Source organism: Bifidobacterium sp. ESL0819 (assembly GCF_052606245.1).
In genome coordinates this window covers 1,590,144-1,609,110 of sequence record NZ_CP199587.1, presented here as the reverse complement: position 1 = coordinate 1,609,110, position 18,967 = coordinate 1,590,144, and the positions used below count along the sequence as shown (strand labels likewise).

The 18,967-nt window shown below is 60.2% G+C and carries 16 protein-coding genes and 1 pseudogene; 13 read left to right on the top strand and 4 right to left on the bottom strand.

The window, feature by feature from the left end; genetic code table 11:
• Positions 1–4: 4 nt before the first annotated feature.
• The 3 genes and pseudogenes from ACUIAD_RS06785 to ACUIAD_RS06775 all read right to left on the bottom strand — a co-directional run bounded on the left by ACUIAD_RS06785 (position 5) and on the right by ACUIAD_RS06775 (position 2,305).
• On the bottom strand, positions 5–325 hold the full coding sequence (locus ACUIAD_RS06785; protein WP_445343134.1) for a hypothetical protein: 321 nt from the start codon (positions 323–325) through the stop codon (positions 5–7).
• Positions 326–347: 22 nt separating this feature from the next.
• A complete protein-coding gene (locus ACUIAD_RS06780; protein ID WP_445343821.1) occupies positions 348–1,139 on the bottom strand; it encodes an ATP-binding cassette domain-containing protein in 792 nt (263 codons plus the stop codon).
• Positions 1,140–1,196: 57 nt separating this feature from the next.
• Positions 1,197–2,305: pseudogene (locus ACUIAD_RS06775) on the bottom strand (ROK family transcriptional regulator).
• Between the two features lie 235 nt (positions 2,306–2,540).
• Between ACUIAD_RS06775 and ACUIAD_RS06770 the strand changes: the two are divergent.
• From ACUIAD_RS06770 to ACUIAD_RS06710, 13 genes are all read left to right on the top strand, one after another.
• Positions 2,541–3,695: a substrate-binding domain-containing protein gene (locus tag ACUIAD_RS06770; RefSeq protein ID WP_110452302.1), complete on the top strand. Its 1,155-nt coding sequence runs from the start codon at positions 2,541–2,543 to the stop codon at positions 3,693–3,695.
• A gap of 77 nt (positions 3,696–3,772) precedes the next feature.
• Complete coding sequence (locus ACUIAD_RS06765) at positions 3,773–5,329, top strand: sugar ABC transporter ATP-binding protein (RefSeq protein WP_110452120.1); 1,557 nt, start codon at positions 3,773–3,775, stop codon at positions 5,327–5,329.
• Positions 5,326–6,561, top strand: coding sequence for a multiple monosaccharide ABC transporter permease (gene mmsB / locus ACUIAD_RS06760; protein ID WP_110452119.1), 1,236 nt, complete (start codon positions 5,326–5,328; stop codon positions 6,559–6,561). The genes ACUIAD_RS06765 and mmsB overlap by 4 nt, the downstream gene beginning before the upstream one ends.
• 109 nt (positions 6,562–6,670) lie before the next feature.
• Positions 6,671–6,871, top strand: coding sequence for a carbon starvation protein (locus ACUIAD_RS06755; RefSeq protein WP_110452118.1), 201 nt, complete (start codon positions 6,671–6,673; stop codon positions 6,869–6,871).
• An 84-nt stretch (positions 6,872–6,955) separates the two neighbouring features.
• Positions 6,956–10,060, top strand: coding sequence for a bifunctional [glutamine synthetase] adenylyltransferase/[glutamine synthetase]-adenylyl-L-tyrosine phosphorylase (locus tag ACUIAD_RS06750; protein ID WP_445343133.1), 3,105 nt, complete (start codon positions 6,956–6,958; stop codon positions 10,058–10,060).
• A gap of 163 nt (positions 10,061–10,223) precedes the next feature.
• Entirely contained in the window at positions 10,224–11,165 is a 942-nt protein-coding gene (gene pyrB / locus ACUIAD_RS06745) for an aspartate carbamoyltransferase (protein WP_110452301.1), read from the top strand.
• Complete coding sequence (locus tag ACUIAD_RS06740; protein WP_110452116.1) at positions 11,162–11,575, top strand: aspartate carbamoyltransferase regulatory subunit; 414 nt, start codon at positions 11,162–11,164, stop codon at positions 11,573–11,575. Before pyrB ends, ACUIAD_RS06740 begins: the two co-directional genes overlap by 4 nt.
• 1 nt (position 11,576) lies before the next feature.
• On the top strand, positions 11,577–13,010 hold the full coding sequence (locus ACUIAD_RS06735; protein WP_445343132.1) for a dihydroorotase: 1,434 nt from the start codon (positions 11,577–11,579) through the stop codon (positions 13,008–13,010).
• The gene (gene pyrF / locus ACUIAD_RS06730) at positions 12,998–14,059 is read left to right on the top strand and encodes an orotidine-5'-phosphate decarboxylase (protein ID WP_110452114.1); all 1,062 of its coding nucleotides are present in this window, start codon (positions 12,998–13,000) and stop codon (positions 14,057–14,059) included. The genes ACUIAD_RS06735 and pyrF overlap by 13 nt, the downstream gene beginning before the upstream one ends.
• Entirely contained in the window at positions 14,056–14,901 is an 846-nt protein-coding gene (locus ACUIAD_RS06725; protein ID WP_445343131.1) for an iron-sulfur cluster-binding protein, read from the top strand. Before pyrF ends, ACUIAD_RS06725 begins: the two co-directional genes overlap by 4 nt.
• Complete coding sequence (locus ACUIAD_RS06720) at positions 14,898–15,869, top strand: dihydroorotate dehydrogenase (protein ID WP_445343130.1); 972 nt, start codon at positions 14,898–14,900, stop codon at positions 15,867–15,869. The genes ACUIAD_RS06725 and ACUIAD_RS06720 overlap by 4 nt, the downstream gene beginning before the upstream one ends.
• Positions 15,870–15,922: 53 nt before the next feature.
• Positions 15,923–16,615: an orotate phosphoribosyltransferase gene (gene pyrE / locus ACUIAD_RS06715; protein WP_110452300.1), complete on the top strand. Its 693-nt coding sequence runs from the start codon at positions 15,923–15,925 to the stop codon at positions 16,613–16,615.
• A 171-nt stretch (positions 16,616–16,786) separates the two neighbouring features.
• Positions 16,787–17,932: a thioredoxin domain-containing protein gene (locus ACUIAD_RS06710; RefSeq protein WP_445343129.1), complete on the top strand. Its 1,146-nt coding sequence runs from the start codon at positions 16,787–16,789 to the stop codon at positions 17,930–17,932.
• Positions 17,933–18,028: 96 nt separating this feature from the next.
• On the opposite strand, the gene ACUIAD_RS06705 is transcribed toward ACUIAD_RS06710, so the two are convergent.
• A complete protein-coding gene (locus ACUIAD_RS06705; protein WP_110452110.1) occupies positions 18,029–18,967 on the bottom strand; it encodes a LysR family transcriptional regulator in 939 nt (312 codons plus the stop codon).

The window sequence follows — 18,967 nt, the reverse complement described above, 5'->3', positions numbered from 1 at the left end:
ACTTTCAGCTCCGCTTTCGTCCTCGTTCGTCAGTGCGGGGTCTCAGCCATGGCAAAGCCTTGAGCGCGGCTTTGTGCAGCGGTGGTATCATGCCAACCAGCAGCCCAAGAACCATTCCTCCGATGGTTACCCAAGAGGCCAGGTCGCGTCCCAGCAGAATGAGAATCACCACCAGGCCAACTCCGATCAGGGATAGGACAGGTGTCCAGCGTTGCTGCCTATCGGTCAGTCGGTCGTTTTTCTTCGGCAGAAGTCCGTAGATCAGTCCTACCATCAGCCCTATAAGGGCGCAGACAATGGTCAGAAGAGCGTCGATCAGCTGCATTCCAGGGTTCCTCCGTTCATGATCACTCAGGTAGGATCTTTCTGGTGCCGCGCAGGGCATGGACGCGGGCCTTGGCTCTGGCCATGGCATCCAGCTGCTCCTGATCCTGTATGACATCCTCGGGGTCGATGCCTGAAATCAACGCTATTACCGTCTCATAGGATGTCCTGGCCGTAGGCAGGACGCCTACCAGCCGACCTTGGCGCATGACTGCTATGCGGTCGGAAACCGCGAAGACATCCGGCAGATCGTGGCAGACCATGAGAATGCTGCGGCCCTCGGAACGCATACGCTTGATGTAGTTAAGCACCTCGGCTGACTGCATGACAGATAAGGATGCCGTAGGCTCGTCCAGCAGGATCAGCTCGGGGTTGTCCAACAGGGTTCTGGCGATCGATACGGTCTGTTTTTGCCCCAGGGAGAGGGCGGCCATGGGCTGGCCTACCAGTATCGGGGAGGCCAGCGACTGCAGGACCTGACGGGTGCGCCGCCGCATGGCTTCATCATCACGACGATGGTGGTGATCTCGCAGTTCCTTACCCAGAAAGAGGTTGGAGGAAACATCCAGGTTGTCGCAGAAGTCCTGCCCTTGGAAGACTGCTGCGATGCCCAACTGGTTGGCGACTCTGATGGAAGAAATGCTGGCTGGGCTGCCCTTCCAGATCAGAGTACCCTGATCAGGTCGGATCAAGCCTGACAAAATCCTGACCAGTGTGGACTTGCCTGCCCCATTGTCACCCACGACGGCAAGCACCTCGTGTTGGCGAATATCCAGATTTACATGTTTGAGGGCCTCAACGAACCCGAACCTGATGCAGAGGTCGTCCACCTGCATCAAGACAGAGGTTTCATGCAATCCAGGTCACCTCCTCTACGATGATCGGCCTGCGGATTTTGTGGACACATCAATGTGTCCGTTGACGCTATCGACAGCCATCATAGCCGCCCCCAGAGCGGAACCGGTAATCGGATATCGGGCAGGGAGCACCTCCATGGGAACCATGACATCAGGGAAAAGCATGCGCTGGAGAGTCTCTCGGAGCGGATCCAAAAACACGTCTTTGGTTGTACTTAGGATGCCTCCCAGAATCACCACCTCCGGGTCTACGGCGTTGCAAAGATCAGCCACTACATTGCCGATGCGGATGGCTGCGTCGCCCACGATCCGTCGACAGCCCGGGTCTCCTTTGACGGCATTGGCCACCAAGTCATCCAGGGTCATGCTCCCATGGGTCACGCTCAGCAATGACACAAGGCGGGTCTCGTCCACTACCGTATTCAGACACCCGCGGTTGCCGCAGATGCAGATATCGCCCAAGGGATCCACCTGAACATGGCCTATCTCGCCGGCAAGCCCGGTGGTGCCGCGCCCATTCTCAGCTCGGCCATGGCTGAGAAGTTGGCATCGTTGTCCACCTGGACCGGCACCTGGAAAGCCTCGTGGAAGATACCGATCAGGTCCTCCTTGTCCCAGCCTCGCAGGATGCCGGGGATGGCCAGCTGGTGAGTCCTGCAGTCCACAGGAGCCCCCATGGCCAGGCCCAGACCGACAAGCTCGTTCGATCGGGCACCGATGGAAGTCAGCGTCTCCTTGATGAGAATCATGGCGCGCTCCAGGGTGGTGTCCGGCTTGTGCTGCCGTGGCAGAGCCATATCATGCTCTGCCAGGATGGCATGGCTGACATCGACGACTTCCAACCGCATCTCTTGGCGGCCGATGTAAAGTCCGACCCCGAGACCCTTGCGACGGGCCAGCATAACCAGGGTTGCGCGACGGCCGTTTCTGGTGGTGGAGGATGTCTCCAGAAGCCCTTGATCGCCCATCTGACGTACGAGGTTGGAGACAGTAGCTGTTGAAAGCCCGGTATTCTCAGCCAATTCAATCTGAGTCATGGCACCGAATCTTCGGATTGTATCCAGCAATAGTGCACGGTTGGCCTCACGCAGAGAGGACTGTGAACCGAACAATCGATGTGCCATAGGTTCCAGTGTAGCCAAGATCGTGGCTTGTCCCAGCCCAGCACACCGGTTGCGCCGATGGAAGGCAAAGTTTGTATATAATATTAAATTCATATACAAAACAGATAAGCAGATAATTAACCTCATTGAATTGAAATAGTTAACACAAATAGGTATGCTGACCACTGGGCCTTCAATGAAGTGGCCTAGGCGGACGTTGATGTCTGCCCGAGAATTCAAGGATGAAGGAGTCTTCATGAAGATCATGCAACGAACCATGGCGGCGGTCATTGGCGTCGCCATGCTTACCGGACTGGGTGCCTGCGGAGGCTCACGTGCCTCCGGTTCCTCCCAGGAGGGAGGGGCGATCAGCAAAGGCGCCACCATCGGCGTATCCATGCCCACCAAGTCGGAGGAACGTTGGAACAAGGATGGCAACAACCTGAAGACCAAACTGGAGAAGGCAGGCTACAAGGTAGTGCTCTCCTTCGCGGACGACAAGCCCGCCCAGCAGAACGCCGACATCGAAAACATGGTCAACAAGGGCGCCAAGATCGTGGTCGTGGCCGCCAAGGATGGTACTGCCGTAGGGCCTGCGGTCGAGAAGGCCAAGGATGCCGGGGCCAAGGTCATCGCCTATGACCGGCTGATCATGAACACCAAGGCCGTTGATTATTATGCGACCTTCCAGCTTGAGCGCACCGGCGTGCTGGAGGCCAACTGGCTGATTGATCAGCTGGGACTCAAAAACGGGGCCAAGGGTCCGTTCAATATCGAGCTGTTCACAGGCTCTCCCGACGACAACAACGCCAAGTACTTCTTCAAGGGCGCCTGGGAGCTTCTGCAGCCCTACTTCCAGTCAGGAGTTCTGGTCAGCCCTTCCCAGCACGGAGGCGGTGTGACCAAGGACTTCAAGCTTGCCGACTGGCAGAAGATATCGGTGCAGTCCTGGAAGACCGAACAGGCTCAGAAGGACATGGAGTCCATACTGGATTCCACCTACGCGCACGGTGAGCGGCTGGATGCCGTTCTGAGCCCCTATGACGGCATCTCCCAGGGGGTCATCAACGCCATACAGTCCAAGAGGCCCGACATCCAGCCCAATACCGACAGCTGGCCCAAGATTACTGGTCAAGACGCCATGGAAATTGCCGTGGCCAACATCTCCAAGGGGCTGCAGGGTCAGACCGTCTTCAAGGACGTCAACAAGCTGGCCCAAGCCGTATACGACATGATCATCGAAATTGCCCAGGGCAAGAAGGTTACCGGCATCAACGGAACCTTTGACAACAACAGCATCAAGGTTCCTTCGAAACTGCTGGATCCCAAGGCCATCACCAAGGACAACCTGACCGATCTGGTCAAGGCGAACTACCTGACCCAGGAACGATTCGATCAGCTAACCAAGTGAGGTTGGCATCACAGTAGCGCCTGACCGCTCCGCTATCGATCAAGGGGAGGGACGGTCGGCGCACAGGAGGTGAAAGCATGTCCAACGAGGACATCTTGTTGCGAATGCAGGGGATCACCAAGACCTTCGGTCCGGTAAAGGCCCTGTCCAATGTCGACATGGAGGTTCGCAAAGGCGAAATCCATGCCATCTGCGGGGAAAACGGCGCCGGCAAGTCCACCCTGATGAACGTGCTGTCCGGGGTATACCCGCACGGCAGCTATACCGGCGAGATCCTGTTCGATGGCAAGCCTTGCCGTTACCGGACCATCAATGATTCAGAGGACGACGGCATCGTCATCATCCACCAGGAGCTGGCGCTAAGCCCCTTCCTGTCTATTGCCGAGAACATTTTCCTAGGCAATGAGCAGGCGCGCAGGGGCGTGATGGACTGGGACACCACCAGGGCCAAGGCCTCGCACCTCTTGGAGCGTGTAGGGCTGAACGAGAATCCCAATACCCGGGTCATGGACCTTGGAGTGGGCAAGCAGCAGCTGGTGGAGATCGCCAAGGCGCTGTCCAAGCATGTCAGGCTCCTTATTCTGGATGAACCAACAGCCGCCTTGAACGATGATGATTCCGAGCATCTGCTGGACCTGGTCAGGCAACTGCGTGACCAGCAGGGGGTGACCAGCATCCTCATCACCCACAAGCTTGGCGAAGTGGGTCAGATTGCGGATGGGGTGACCATTCTGCGCGATGGCTCCACGGTCGGCGGCATGCAAATAGACCCGAACCACCCACTGGATCAGGATCTGCTCATCCAGAGGATGGTAGGACGTGAGCTTACCAACCTCTATCCCCAGCACGTGCCGCATATCGGCAAGGAGGTGCTCAAGGTCAGCGATTGGACAGTTCACCACCCGCTGGATCCGTCACGAACCGTGGTCGATCATGCCAATCTGGTTGTCCATCAGGGTGAGATCGTTGGACTGGCGGGTCTCATGGGCGCCGGCCGCACCGAGATGGCTATGAGCATCTTTGGACGGTCCTATGGCAGCCGGATCAGTGGACAGATTGAGCTTCATGGCCGTCAGGTCGAGCTGCCGAACGTTCAGTCAGCCATTGATTCGGGCTTGGCCTACGCAACTGAGGACCGCAAGGTCTATGGACTCAACCTGTTGCAGAACATCAGGGAAAACGCCTCCATGGCCTCGCTAAAAAAGATGAGCCGTTACGGGGTCATGAACGAGAACCTGGAGAGGGCACGGGTGGAGGAGTACCGCAAGGGCTTCAACATCAAGTGCAGCGACATTGATGTGCCCGTCTCCACTCTGTCCGGAGGCAATCAGCAAAAAGTCGTGCTGGCCAAGTGGGTGATCTCGGATCCTGATGTGCTCATCCTGGACGAACCCACCCGTGGCATAGATGTTGGCGCCAAGTATGAGATCTACGAGATCATCGACCAGTTGGTCGACCAAGGCAAGGCTGTGGTGGTCATTTCCTCGGAATTGCCTGAGCTTATCGGCATCTGTGACCGGATCTATACGGTCAGCCAGGGTGTCATCACCAGCGACGTGGAGCGCCGGGACTTCTCGCAGGAATATCTGATGAAGGGCATGACCGTGGAAAAGAAGGGAGTGGCAGCCAGATGAGCTCGCCCAACAGCAACAAGAGCACCGCCCAGGCGGTAGAACAAGAACAGGCAGGGCCGGGCATTCTGGCCTCCCTGGCCAGCAACGCTCGCCAGTATGGCATAGTCGGCGCTCTGGTGGTTATCGTGATCGTCTTCGAGATACTGACCAAGGGGGTGCTGCTCAAGCCCAACAGCTTCGTATCGCTGATCCAGCAGAATGCCTACGTGATCATCCTGGCCATCGGCATGGTCATGGTCATCATCGCCACGCACATTGATCTGTCGGTGGGATCCCTGGTGGCCTTTATCGGAGGCGTGTGCGCCATCCTCATGGAACACATGGGAGTCAACTGGATCCTGGCTATCGGCCTGTCGCTGATTGTAGGTCTGCTGATTGGCATCTGGCAGGGATTCTGGGTTGCCGTCATCGGCATTCCCGGATTCATCACCACCCTTGCCGGCATGCTGATCTTCCGTGGTCTGGCTACGGTCATCGTCGGCGAGTCCGTGCCCATCACCTCTGCGCAGTTCAGGGGGATCGCCCGTGACTACCTGCCCAACATCCTGGGATGGTGGGGCCCATTCGACGGCCTGACTGTGGTCCTGGGCATCATTTGCATCCTTGCCTACGCCTGGTCTCAAATCGCCAAACGCCGCAAGACCCTGGCTGTAGGTCTGGTTCCCGAGCCTAAGGCCTTGATGACCGGCAAGATCATCGTGGCCGCAGTCGTCATTCTTTTCGTGACATACCTGCTGGCCTCTTCCGGCAATGAGAACCAGGGCGGGACGCCCATAATGCTGGTCATCGTGGCCGTATTGGTCCTGATCTACAACTTCATTCTGACCAGGACCGTATTCGGCCGGCATGTCTATGCGGTGGGCGGCAACCGCAAGGCCGCTGTGCTTTCCGGCATCAACGCCAAACGGGTGGACTTCACGCTCTTCGTCCACATGGGCTTTTTATCAGCTGTGGCAGCCATCTGCATGCTTTCACGACTGGCATCAGCCACTGCCCAGGCGGGCATGGAGTTCGAAATGGATGCCATTGCATCCTGCTTCATTGGCGGCACGGCGGTCACCGGCGGCATCGGAACCATTCCCGGAGCAGTTGTCGGAGCCTTCGTCATGGGCGTGATCAACCAGGGGTTGTCCATCATGGGCGTGGATACGGCCATCGTCAAGACCATCAAGGGGCTAGTGCTTCTTCTTGCCGTGGCTATTGATGTCATGTCCAAGCGTCGCAAGAGCTAACCGACTATCGGCATAGGGATGGGTTGCCTCGGGAGCAAGCTCCTCAAGTGCTTCCCTTCCCTTATGCCGATCGCTTATCTTTGGTGCCTTTTCGAAAAGGAGCATAATCGTGCGTATCACCGGCAAGGCCCGTTCTCGCATGTATGGCCTGACTGCTGTGGCCTGCGCCATCTGGCTGGTCCAATCCCTGGCTGAGGCTGCACGGGATGGCAGCCTGCTGACATGGCCCAACTTGATTTTTACTGTTTGCTTGACTGTCGTCACCGTATACTGCGCCGTCTGCGCCTTCCGAGAGGGTCGCAAGGGCTGACGACCCGTCATCCCTATAATGCCTGTACCGGTTCCACAGATATCAGAGTCGTTGCGGGACCCGTGGAAAGGCAGGGGATCAGACATGGCAGATTCGGTGCAACCGCCCACTTCAACCCTGATCCACCTTGGGCTGCACGACCTGGATAAGGCTCGAGTTCGGCTGGATCGGCTTGCGCGTCTGGTTGACGACCAGGATCTGGAGCAAATCCTGGTCCAGAGCCTCGATCAGGCTTGCGATCCGGACGAAGCCCTTGCTGGGCTGATACGAATTCTGGAACAGCATGCACAGGGCACCAGGCCGGACTTCCTGGCCAGATCATCTCAGGAGCACCAAGTGGCCGCTCGCTCGCTGATCAGGGTGCTGGGGGCCTCGGAAGCCATGGGCCGACTGATGCGCTCGCGGCCGGAGCTCGTTGAGGCAGCCGCCCTTGACCCTGACCATCTGGCTGACTGTTCGGCGGAAACCAGACGGAAGCGTGTCCTGAACGCCTTGGACAGGTTGGAGAAGCATTCAGATTCCTCGCCATCGCTGGCGGCCTACGCCGATGCGCTGCGGTTCGAATACCGGCTTCAGCTGGCTGCCGTCATGGCCCGTGACCTAGCGGCTGAGGATCCTCTGGATCTGGAGCCCCAAATCAGCCGAGCCCTATCTGATATGGCCGATGCCGCACTTCACGGGGCCCTGAGCATTGCCTGCCGTCAGGTTCCCCATGCGGATTCATGCCGTCTGACAGTCATCGGCATGGGCAAGCTAGGTGCCCAGGAACTCAACTACGTATCCGATGTTGACCTCATGTACTTGGTGGAGCCGACGTCGGGTGTGGAGTCGAACGAGACCGATCCCATTGCTGTGGGCACCGCTCTGGCCGTCCTCCTGCAGCGTGTCTGTCAGTCGGTCATTCCAGGATCGACCGAACCTCCGCTCTGGAAAGTCGATACTGCCCTGCGGCCCGAAGGGCGCGACGGCCCTCTGGTGCGCCGTCTGGCCTCCTACGCTGACTACTATGCCCAATGGGCTGAGAATTGGGAGTTCCAGGCCCTGCTCAAGGCCCGTCCGGTTGCAGGCGACAAGGCTCTGGGCGAGGCCTATTCAGCCATGGTCGAGCCACTGGTCTGGGGTGCTTGCCAGCGTCCGAACTTTGTCTACGACTGCCAGCGGATGCGCCAGCGTGTGGAACGGCTGATACCAGAGGATCGCAAGGAGCGCGAGATCAAGCTGGGCCGGGGAGGACTGCGGGATGTAGAATTCACTGTCCAGATGCTCCAGCTGGTCCATGGCTCCAGCGATGCCAGTCTGCGTTGTCCTGCAACCTTGGACGCTCTGCAGGCACTGTCGCGGGGCGGCTACATTTCACGCAAACACGGCGACCAGCTGAGCCATGACTATCGGTTCGAGCGGGTCATGGAGCACCGTCTGCAGATCTGGCAGTTGCGTCGCACTCACCTTTTTCCGAAAATCAACCGTTCGGGTACCCTCGGCAAACGGCCGCCCAGCCTGGAGGAGCTGGAGAACAACCGCGATCTGAGACGGCTGGCCCGGGCCTTCGGCCTGCATGCTGACCAGATGCTGGCCCAATACCAGGCCACCAGGATCGAGGTGCGCAACCTTCACCAGGCCATCTACTTCCGTCCCATGCTGCCCATAAACGCCCAGGTGGACGAGGATGAAGTCAGCCTGCGCCCTCAGGCTGCACGCGCCCGGTTTGCATCGATCGGCTTTGCCGACCCTGATGCCGCCATCCGTCACGTTGCCGCACTGACCACGGGGATCACTCGATCGGCGCGGATCAACCGTATTCTCATGCCCGCCGTTCTCCAGTGGCTCGGGGAGGGACAGGATCCGGACATGGGGCTGCTGGGCTGGCGAACCCTTGAGGAGCACTTCGGCGGCAAGAGCACCTATCTGGGCTTCCTGCGGGACTCTACTTCGGCTGCCAGCCGCCTCTGCCACGTCCTGTCCAACTCGCGCTACCTGTCTGGCGCCCTGGCACGATCCGTCCAGTCGGTGACCTGGCTGGGCCATGACCAGGATATGATCCCCAGGGATCGGGCCACCTTGGACAAGCGCACCGCAGCTTATCGAACCCGGCATGCGGATTCGCTTGAGGAATTCGCCACCGCAGTGCGGGCCATGCGCCGTCAGGAGATCGAGCGGATCGGACTGGGCTGGATGAGCGGTGTGGACGATCAGCAGGCCTGCCTGACGGGCATGTCCGATGTCTACGATGCAGCCATCAATACAGCCCTGGACTGGGCTGTGGACCACCGTTCGGAACAGGCAGGTTCGAATGGCAAGAAGCCACGGAGCGCGCCAGCTGATCTGGCCGTTATCGGCATGGGTCGTTATGGAGGCAGGGAGGTCAATTTCAACTCCGACGCCGACATCATGCTGATCTACCGTCCCGCATCAGGCGCCGACCAGGATCAGGCAGCGGAATTCGCGCGTGGAGTGACCGCAGACCTGCGAGCCGTACTGGCTGGACCGGCAAGCCTGGAGCCCGGCATCGACCTTGACTTTGACCTGCGCCCGGAAGGACGCCATGGGCCTCTGGTGCGTTCGCTGGACTCCTATAAACGCTACTACCGCGACTGGTCCGAAACTTGGGAACATCAGGCCCTGATCCGAGCGAGATTCGCAGCTGGGAATGCCGGCCTGGCCAAGGATTTTCTCGAGGACACAGCCAATCCGCTGCGCTACCCCCACCGGCCGCCCAATGAGGAGGAGCTGGGTCAGATCCGGCGTCTCAAGGCCCGGATGGAGGCAGAGCGGTTGCCGCGCGGCGTGCGTCGGGATCGTCATCTGAAGTTGGGCCGGGGAGGGCTGTCTGACGTGGAGTGGACGGTTCAGCTTCTCCAGCTGCGTCATGCCTACGATCTGCCTGAGCTGCAGGTCACTGGCACGATGACAGCCCTGAATGCCTTGGAGACTGCGGAGCTCATAGATGCCAAGGATGCCGAGGCTCTGCGCCGCAGCTGGGTGCTTTGCACCGCAGCCCGCAACGCCAACTTCCTCTGGTCTGGACGTGTCACTCAGGCGGACATCCTGCCGGATGACGGGCAGATTCTGGGAGGTATCGCTGTCTGTCTGGGCTATCCGGCCCACCGGGGACAGCACTTTGTCAACGAACTGCTGGCGGCCATGCGCCGCTGCAGGCAGGTCATGGAAGCACTCTTCTACGGCGGCTGACCCTGGGTCCATCCGCGGTCGTATGCTTGTTCAGGTCACATAAGGTGGCCACCTTGAGGAAGGTGAGCCGTTGTCCCAACAAGTTGATCACGCATCCAACACCTCTTCAGCCGTCGATTCCCGCTCCGGCCCCGCAACCCTTGTTCCGCTTCGTGGGCGAAGTCTGGTCACTCTCGACGACATCCCCATGACCCAGATCCTGGACCTGCTGGATCGTGCGGCCTATATCGACACCCATCGCCGTCAGGTGGCCCACACCTGCGACGGTCGCGTCCTGGCTACGCTCTTCTATGAACCCAGCACTCGCACCCGGCTCAGTTTCGAGACGGCCATGCTCCGCCTGGGCGGCCAGGTCATCGGATTCGCCGGCGCCCAGCTGGCCAGCGTCTCCAAAGGTGAGTCCATCAGCGATACCCTGAAGACCGTCTCCAACTACGCCGACATCGTGGCCATCCGCCATCCCAAGGAGGGAGCCGCACTAGTGGCATCTCGGGCGGCCACGGTTCCGGTCATCAACGCCGGCGACGGCGGGCATATGCATCCGACCCAGACCCTGACTGACCTGGCCACCATCCGCGCCCGCAAAAGTCGGCTGAACCATCTGACTATCGGCCTGTGCGGGGATCTGACCTTTGGTCGTACAGTCCACTCCCTGATTACCACCCTCTGCCGCCTGGGCCACGTGGACTTCGTCCTGATCAGCCCTGACGAGCTGCGCACCCCCGAATACGTCCTGGAGAGGATCCGCTCCTCGGCCGACTGCACCTACCGCGAGACCGGGGATCTGAACGGGGTCATCGGCGACCTGGACGTGCTCTACATGACCCGTGTCCAGCAGGAGCGATTCTTCAACGAGGACGACTACCTGCGTCTGCGCGACACCTACATCCTGGATGCGGACAAGCTTCGGGCTGCGCGCCCCGACATGGCTATCCTCCACCCTCTGCCCAGGGTCAACGAGATCGCTGTGGAGGTGGACGATGACCCGCGTGCGGCCTACTTCCAGCAGGTCCGCAACGGCATGCTGGTCAGAATGGCCCTGGAGAGCGCCCTGCTGGGCGATGAACTGCCTGGTTACCGCGAGCGGAAGGAGGTGGCGGCATGAAGGTCACCAGCATTGTTGATGGAATCATCATCGACCACGTTCGTGCAGGCACAGCCCTGAAGGTCTTGCACTACCTGCGCGTGGACCCCTCGCAGACCCGGTTGGCCCTGATTATGAACACGGACAGCCGCAAGTACGGCTCCAAGGACATCATCAAGATTGAGCAGACCGGGGATCTGGATCTGACTGCCTTGGGGTTCATCGCCCCTGAAGCCACCGTCGATGTTGTCCGGCAGGGCAGGATCGTCAGCAAGCATCAGCCGGATCGTCCCGGCCATTTGGTCAACGTCATCACCTGCGTCAACCCTCGTTGCGTAACCACGGTGGAGACCGGCGTGGACCAGCGCTTCCACCTTGACGCTGCCGGGGTCTACCGCTGCGACTACTGCGACGAGAAGGCTGAAGACTGACATGCGGCTGCTGGGGTTGACTGATTGGCGCAGCGGCAGAGCGGTCGATCTGGTGCTTTCCCAGGCCGCCGACAGCGCGCTGATTGACGAAACTGGCGCCATGTCGGCAGAGGCCAGCCAGATCGACGCCTCGGGGCTGGTGCTGGCTCCGGCCTTGGTCGACCCGCACGTCCACCTGCGCGACCCTGGCCAGCCCGACAAGGAGGACATGGTCACCGGCACGGCTGCAGCAGCGGCCGGAGGCTACGGGCTGATACTGCTCATGCCCAATACCCAGCCCGCCATGGACGGCGATGCGAAGATGACCGATGGTCGTACGGTCATCGAGTACCTGGAATCCTACGAGCGGGACCATGGGCTGTGTCTTCCGGTGGACTACGCTCTCTGCGTAGCGGCTACTCTGGACCGTGCCGGCCGTCAGGCCTCAAACCCAGACCACTGGTCGGATCACCTGCCTGGCCACGAATGGGCTCATCCTGTAGTGGCCATCAGCGACGACGGTTCGGCGGTCACCGACCAGACACTGGAAGCCGTGGCGGCCAACGCCCGGGCTTTTGACCTGCCCCTTCTGGATCACTGCGAGCACCACGACCGCGGTCAGATCAACCTGGGAGCCGTCAGCCACCAGCTGGGGCTGGAGGGGATTCCCGCCTCAACAGAGATCTCCATCATTAACAGAGACATTGAATTGGCAGAACGCACCGGCACTCGGGTGCATCTGCAGCATGTCAGCACAGCCGGTGGGTTCGAAGCCGTCCGCCGGGCCAAGGCCCGCCGACTATCGGTCACCTGTGAGACCGCGCCCCACTATCTGGCCCTCTGTGATGAGGATCTCTTGCGCAGCGGCAGCATGGCCAAGATGAATCCTCCGCTGCGCTCCCGCGCCGACCAGCAGGCCGCCCTTGAGGCTGTGGCTGACGGCACTGTGGACATGATCGCCACCGACCACGCCCCTCATACCGCCGCTGAAAAGGCACTGGGGCTCGAGGATGCGCCCAACGGCATCATCGGCCTGGAGACTGCCTATGCGGTCTGCAACCAGGTTCTGGTCAAAAGCGGGCTGATTGACCACGACCGCCTGATCGAGCTCATGTCCCTGGCCCCCGCCGAGCTCCTGGGCATGCATCGGCTCCTGCCTGAAGACCTGTCCTTGCACAAAGCAAACAAGCTCAATAAGACCGGTCACCTTCAGCTGGAGGCCGACCGGCACAGCGATGCGAACCTGCCACCCGTCGACCTGGTCATTTTGGATCCTGATGCCAGGTGGGAGGTTGATCCCAGTCACTTCCATTCCAAGGCACGGAACACCCCCTTTGCCGAGACAGAGCTGGCAGGACGGGTCATGGCCACCATCAAGGATGGGCGTCTGGTCTTCTCCCGCCTGCCTGCAAGCCGCGTCATCACCAGGGAAAGGATCCGAGCATGCACCGTCTGACCGCGCTCATCGACGACAAGCACAATCCGACCGTGGTCGGTCTGGATCCGCGACCGGAACTACTCCCCAGTCAGCTAATCGAAGAGGCCAGGCAGCGTGCTGCCGGGAGCATGGCTCAGATGGGTCTGGATCCCAAGGATCCGCAGCAGAACCAGGGTGAACAGGCTCAGGCAGTTTGGGCAGACCACCTGGCGCGGGCTTATCTGCGCTTCAACTTGGCCATTCTGGAGGGCGTGGGTGACCTGGTGCCTGCAGTCAAACCCCAAATTGCCATGTACGAGGCCCTAGGCCCCTGGGGCATCAGGGCCTACACCGGCACCTGCCGGGCTGCAGCCGACCGTGGCCTCTATGTCATCGGAGATGCCAAGCGCGGGGATATCGGATCCACGGCTCAGGCCTATGCCGCCCACCTAGATGGGCTTCCCCTGCCCTTTGCACCTGGGCAGGCAGTGGATGGGCCTGCCCGAGGGGGCGGGAGGTTCCCCTGGTACGAGGATGCGCTGACCATCAACGTCTACTTGGGCTCCGACGGTGTGGAACCTTTTCTGCAGGCGGCCGAGCGCATCCAGGGTGACCTCTTCGCCCTGGTGCGCACCTCCAATCCCTCGGGCAGCCAGATTCAGGAGCTGAGCCTGGACGCGGGCCCAGGCGACGGCACCGTCTATCAGCGCCTGGGCGACCTGGTCGAAACCTGGGGACAATCCTCCATCGACGAATCGGGCTACTCCAGGCTTGGAGCTGTGGTCGGGGCTACCCACCCTGAAGACGGCGCCCTTCTGCGCCGGACCATGCCCCACACCTTCTTCCTTGTCCCTGGCTACGGGACCCAGGGCGGTTCGGCATCCGACGTAGCGCCCATGTTCGACCAAGCCGGCGGCGGCGCTGTGGTCAACTCCTCTCGGGGGATCATCGCAGCCTGGCGGAAGGATCCGGACTACAGTCCGCAGCTCAGCGTTCAGGCGGCCCTGGGCATGGTCACTCGTGATGCCCGTCAAGCGGCGCAAGCCATGAAGGACGATCTCAATCAGACGATCAAGGAGGCCAGATGAAGCCCAACCTCTTCATATCAACCAGCCGCGTAGAGGAGCAGGCCAGACAGGCAGGCCGGATGCCCGGACGACGTACTGCCCAGATCACCGGCATGGAGCCCCTGGACCAACAGGTCTGGCGGATGACCATCCAAGACCCCTATCTGGCAGCCCACGCTCCGGCAGGAGCCTTCCTCAACCTCTACTCAGCCGACCGCTTGACCATGATGCCCAGGCCCTTCGGCATCAGCCGTGTTCTGGAGGGCGAGCAGATCGAGATCATCTTCGCCGTAGTGGGGCAAGGAACCTATGAATTCTCACGCCTGCAGCCAGGCATGGCAGTAGATCTGCTGGGGCCCCTGGGCCATGGTTTCGATCTGGGAAAGCCGGCAGATTATCTGCTGGTGGGCGGCGGGCTGGGCGTCCCCCCGCTGATCCGCGCGGCCCAGTGCCTTCAGGGCAGGTCCGGTGTGCGCACCACTGCTCTGCTGGGCTACCGTGACCATCGGTTCGCCGATGTCATCATGGGCTCCCTGACCGATCGGCTGGAGTCCATCGACAACGCCTCCGGGGATGTTATGACTTTGCTGGAACGCGTTCGTGGCGATATTGATCCTGAGCGGACCATCATCCTGACCTGCGGACCCCTGCTCATGATGCGGGCTGTGGCCGCATGGGCCCGTAAGTCCGGCCTGCCGGCCCAGTGCTGCATGGAGTCTCGAATGGGTTGCGGTTATGGCACCTGCGTGGCCTGCGTGGTCGACACCGTGGACGGCAGGCTCAAGGTCTGCAAGGACGGCCCCGTCTTTGCAGCCGATCGTCTGATCTGGGATGCAGACCAGGACAAGAAGGAGGCACGATGAGCGGGCTGACAAGCGCAGAGACACAGACGGCCATGGCTATGGACCCTCTCGAGCCACACACCTGGCTGCATGGCACTGTTGTGGCTGGAACGCCCTGGAAGAACCCGGTGGGCACGGCCTCGGGCACCTTCAACCTGGATGCCTGTGGGGGCTATTACGACGTTTCGCAGATGGGCGCCATCTCTACCAAAGGGGTTTCGCCCATACCCTGGGAAGGCAACCCCACGCCCAGGACTACAGAAAGTCCCGCTGGCATGGTCAACTCCGTGGGACTGCAGAACCCGGGCGTGGACCATTATTTGGTGGACGAACTGCCCAGACTCAAGGCCTTGGGAGCCAACGTGGTCACCAATGTGGCCGGTCACAGCGACCAGGACTATGCCACGGTCGTGGAACGGTTGGCCGATTCCCCGGCGGACATGCTGGAGATCAACGTCTCCTGCCCCAACGTCTCACATGGGGGGATGTCCGTGGGCACCGACGCCAGGGCTCTGAACCGGCTGATCACCCGGCTGCGGGGTCTGACCGACAAACCCATGGTGGTCAAGATGACTCCCAACGTCACCGACATTGTGGAAGTGGCCCGGGCGGCCGTCGACGGGGGAGCGGATGCTCTCAGCCTGATCAACACCCTGGTGGGCATGCGCATTGACATCAATACGGGCAAACCGATCCTGGCCCAAGGCACCGGTGGCGTCTCAGGCCCCTGCATCCTGCCCATTGCTTTGTCCTTCGTCTGGCGGGTGCGCCAGGCACTGCCCGACATTCCCATCATTGGCATCGGAGGCATCGACTCGGGACGCACCGCCTTGGAATTCCTTTATGCGGGGGCCAATGCCGTGGAGGTCGGAGCTGCGGCCCTAGTGGACCCTGTGGCGCCCATAAGGGTGGCCCGGGAGCTGGACGATCTGTTGGACGAGCGGCCCGATCTGGCCGATTTGCTCAAGAAAGGGGAGTGCTGGCGATGAGCGCATCCATATCAGAAGACAAAGCCGACCATGACGAGGATGCACATGAGCAGATCCGTCGCATTCAGAAGGGTTTCACCAGCTTTCTGCTCGAGAGCGGGGCGCTCAAGTTCGGGGACTTCACACTGAAGTCAGGGCGGCACTCGCCCTACTTCATCAACGCGGGAGCCTTCAACGACGGACGTCTGATCGCCCTGCTGGGGGAGTTTTACGCCCGGACCATCGTCCAGGCCGTGAAGCAGGGGACTCTGCCTGCTGACATCGACACGGTATTCGGCCCAGCCTACAAGGGGATCCCCCTGGCCGTCTCCACCGCCATAGCACTGAGCGGGGCGCACGGCATGCCGGTCGGTTACACCTTTGACCGCAAAGAGGTCAAAGACCATGGCGATGGAGGCCTTATGGTCGGCACCCAGCTCAGGGACGGCATGAGGGTGTTGCTTGTGGATGACGTCATGACCGCAGGGACCGCGGTCCGCCAGGTGGTGCCCAAGATCATGTCCCAGGCCAAGGTGACTATCGTCGGTCTGGTGCTCTCCGTAGATCGGATGGAGCGCACTGGTCATGGCCAAGGCTCGGCAGTCGAGTCCATCATGCACGAGTTCCGCTTCCCGGTCATCAGCATCGTTGATGTCCGCCAGATCTTCGACGCGGCCGCCTCCATGAAGGGTTCGAACGGGTTGCCCATTCTGGACGAGCATACGGCCGATGCCGCCAGGCAATATCTTGAGCGCTACGGGGCCTGAGCAAGGGGAAGACGACTGCTTGGATTCGTGTTGGCCTTATGACGATTGTGCATCTAGGCCACATTGACGCACATTTTTCGGATGGCCGCTCTGTCATCCGGCCCTCGTGTAAATTGGTAAAGGTTCGACGGACAGGCCGACGAATCATCATCGCAAGGAAGGCCGTGGATCATGACGCAACCGCTGGAGCAGAGTGGTCATGCAAAACCGAGCCGGGATGAGGCCGACGCGATAGATGCTGCCAATCAGACGAATTCAGAGGATGCGGTGGAGCCCGCTATTTCAGCCCCAACAACAGAGGCAGCGAAACTTTCGGATGCGGCAGAATCTCATGACGAACCCAATCCAGCTAGTGCGGAAACGGTAGAGACAAGCCAGCCTCAGGAGAGCGAGCTTAAAGAGAGCGAGTCTGCACGGCGATCTCGGAGGCTGCCTTTGATACTGGCAGCAGTGGCTCTTGTGCTGGTGCTTGTTGCAGGCATCTACATGCTGTGGACCAATCGTTCAGGAAACAACCACGTGGATCGAAACCCTTCTGTCGAAGCAACGACATCCCAAGCTAGTCATGGCCCAAGCGGGGATGCTCAAGCATACAAGGCCCTGCAAGAGGTTGCTGTCAAGCCGTCGGTTGCCAACGATCAGGGAGGACTGACTGTTTCAGCCAAGGGTGTCGGCAGCAAGAAGAAGATTGCCGATGCGCCTACTCTTGAGATCTTCATGGATCCCATGTGCCCCTGGTGCGGCAAGGTGGGCCGAGTCATCGATCCTCAGCTGCAACGCATGATCAGCGCCGGTCAGATCAATGTCACCTACAACTTTTTGAACTTCCTGGATTCGGCATCCAGCGACCAGTACTCCAGCCGGGTGGATAATGCCTTGGCCATGGTGGCTCAGGAGGATCCTGAACGCCTGCCGGCCTTTGCTGCTGCTGTCTTCGCAACCGACTTCCAGCCTAATGAGAGCTCGTACCAGGCGGTCTCCGACGCCCGTCTGGCCGATCTGGCTGTGGGAGTGGGCGTGCCCGGATCCTTGGCAGACCGCTTCGCCCAAGGTGCATACAAGCCATGGGTGGACAAGGTCAACGCCTACGCCATCACTCGCAAGGACGCCAAGGACGCCAAGGGGGAGTTCTCAACACCCACCATCATGATCAACGGCAAGGTCTGGGATCTGACCGCAGCAGCAAAGAGTCAGGGAGGTCTGGAACATTTGGATCGGGCACTGCTCAAGGCCTTGGGGCTCAAATCGCAGGATGTGGGTCACCAGGGGAAGATACCATCCATCGGAGCCCGGGGACAAGCGCTGAATGTAGAGTAAATAGCGACTATGCGGCAACTAATCACCAGCGGGGAAGTCCAATTATCGCAGCTCTCGGACCAGCTGTCACCTGTTCGACTGATGTCTGCTTGACAGCTACTCGCCTGACTTCTGTTCGATAAGTGAGTATCCATGGTTGGACACCACCTGGCGCAGCTTTTCCAAGTAAAGTCCGGCAGCATGGGACAGCTTGGTCCGGCTGTTGACTATCCAGCCCACAAGCATGGATTCGTCTGACTCCAAGGGAACGCTGACGATCTTCTCGTTGTTCAGATCTTCGTTGTCGATGCCAGTGCAGACCGTGTAGGCGTTGAGCCCGACGATAAAGTTGAGCATGGTAGCACGATCGCTCACGGTGATCTGCTTGGGGGAGTAGTCGGGCCAGACCGCCTCCTCAGCAAAGTAGAAGGAACCCTCCTCGCCTTGTTCATACTGAAGGAAGGGATAGGGCTCCAGGTCCTTCATGGTAACCATGGCCCGATCGGCCAGGGGGTTGGTCCGGGCGATAAAGACATGAAGGTCTGCTCGGAAGAGGGGATGGAAGTCCAGGTGCTTCTCCCGGAGCATTTTGGAAAGGACCCGTTTGTTGAAGTCGGACTCGTAGATGATGCCGATTTCGGACTGGAGAGTAGCCACCTGGTCGATGATGTCTCTGGTGCGCGTCTCCCGTATGGTGAATTCATATTCGTCCGAATCGATGGAGTTGATCATCTCCACGAACGCTTCGACTGCGAACATATAGTGCTGAGTGGAAACTCGGCAGAGCTGCTTGCGGGGCCTGACCTGCCGGTATCGTGCCTCCAGCAGGTCGGTCTGGTCCAGAATCTGCCGGGCGTAGGTCAGGAATTCCGCCCCGTCCACGGTCAGAGCGATTCCCTGGGAGTGGCGGGTGAAGATCTCGATGCCCAGCTCGTTCTCCAGCTCCTTGACTGATGAGCTCAGGGCCGGCTGTGAGATGTAAAGCTCGTGCGAAGCCTCGTTCATGGAGCCGCATTCGACAATCTTGACGATGTAGCGCAGTTGGAGCAGTGTCAT

Coding starts and splice junctions, on each gene's coding strand:
- ACUIAD_RS06735 (WP_445343132.1), top strand. CDS start 11,577: ATGCGGCTGCTGGGGTTGACTGATTGGCGCAGCGGCAGAGCGGTCGAT.
- ACUIAD_RS06740 (WP_110452116.1), top strand. CDS start 11,162: ATGAAGGTCACCAGCATTGTTGATGGAATCATCATCGACCACGTTCGT.
- pyrF (WP_110452114.1), top strand. CDS start 12,998: ATGCACCGTCTGACCGCGCTCATCGACGACAAGCACAATCCGACCGTG.
- ACUIAD_RS06710 (WP_445343129.1), top strand. CDS start 16,787: ATGACGCAACCGCTGGAGCAGAGTGGTCATGCAAAACCGAGCCGGGAT.
- mmsB (WP_110452119.1), top strand. CDS start 5,326: ATGAGCTCGCCCAACAGCAACAAGAGCACCGCCCAGGCGGTAGAACAA.
- ACUIAD_RS06770 (WP_110452302.1), top strand. CDS start 2,541: ATGAAGATCATGCAACGAACCATGGCGGCGGTCATTGGCGTCGCCATG.
- ACUIAD_RS06750 (WP_445343133.1), top strand. CDS start 6,956: ATGGCAGATTCGGTGCAACCGCCCACTTCAACCCTGATCCACCTTGGG.
- ACUIAD_RS06785 (WP_445343134.1), bottom strand. CDS start 325: ATGCAGCTGATCGACGCTCTTCTGACCATTGTCTGCGCCCTTATAGGG.
- ACUIAD_RS06765 (WP_110452120.1), top strand. CDS start 3,773: ATGTCCAACGAGGACATCTTGTTGCGAATGCAGGGGATCACCAAGACC.
- ACUIAD_RS06705 (WP_110452110.1), bottom strand. CDS start 18,967: ATGACACTGCTCCAACTGCGCTACATCGTCAAGATTGTCGAATGCGGC.
- ACUIAD_RS06725 (WP_445343131.1), top strand. CDS start 14,056: ATGAAGCCCAACCTCTTCATATCAACCAGCCGCGTAGAGGAGCAGGCC.
- ACUIAD_RS06720 (WP_445343130.1), top strand. CDS start 14,898: ATGAGCGGGCTGACAAGCGCAGAGACACAGACGGCCATGGCTATGGAC.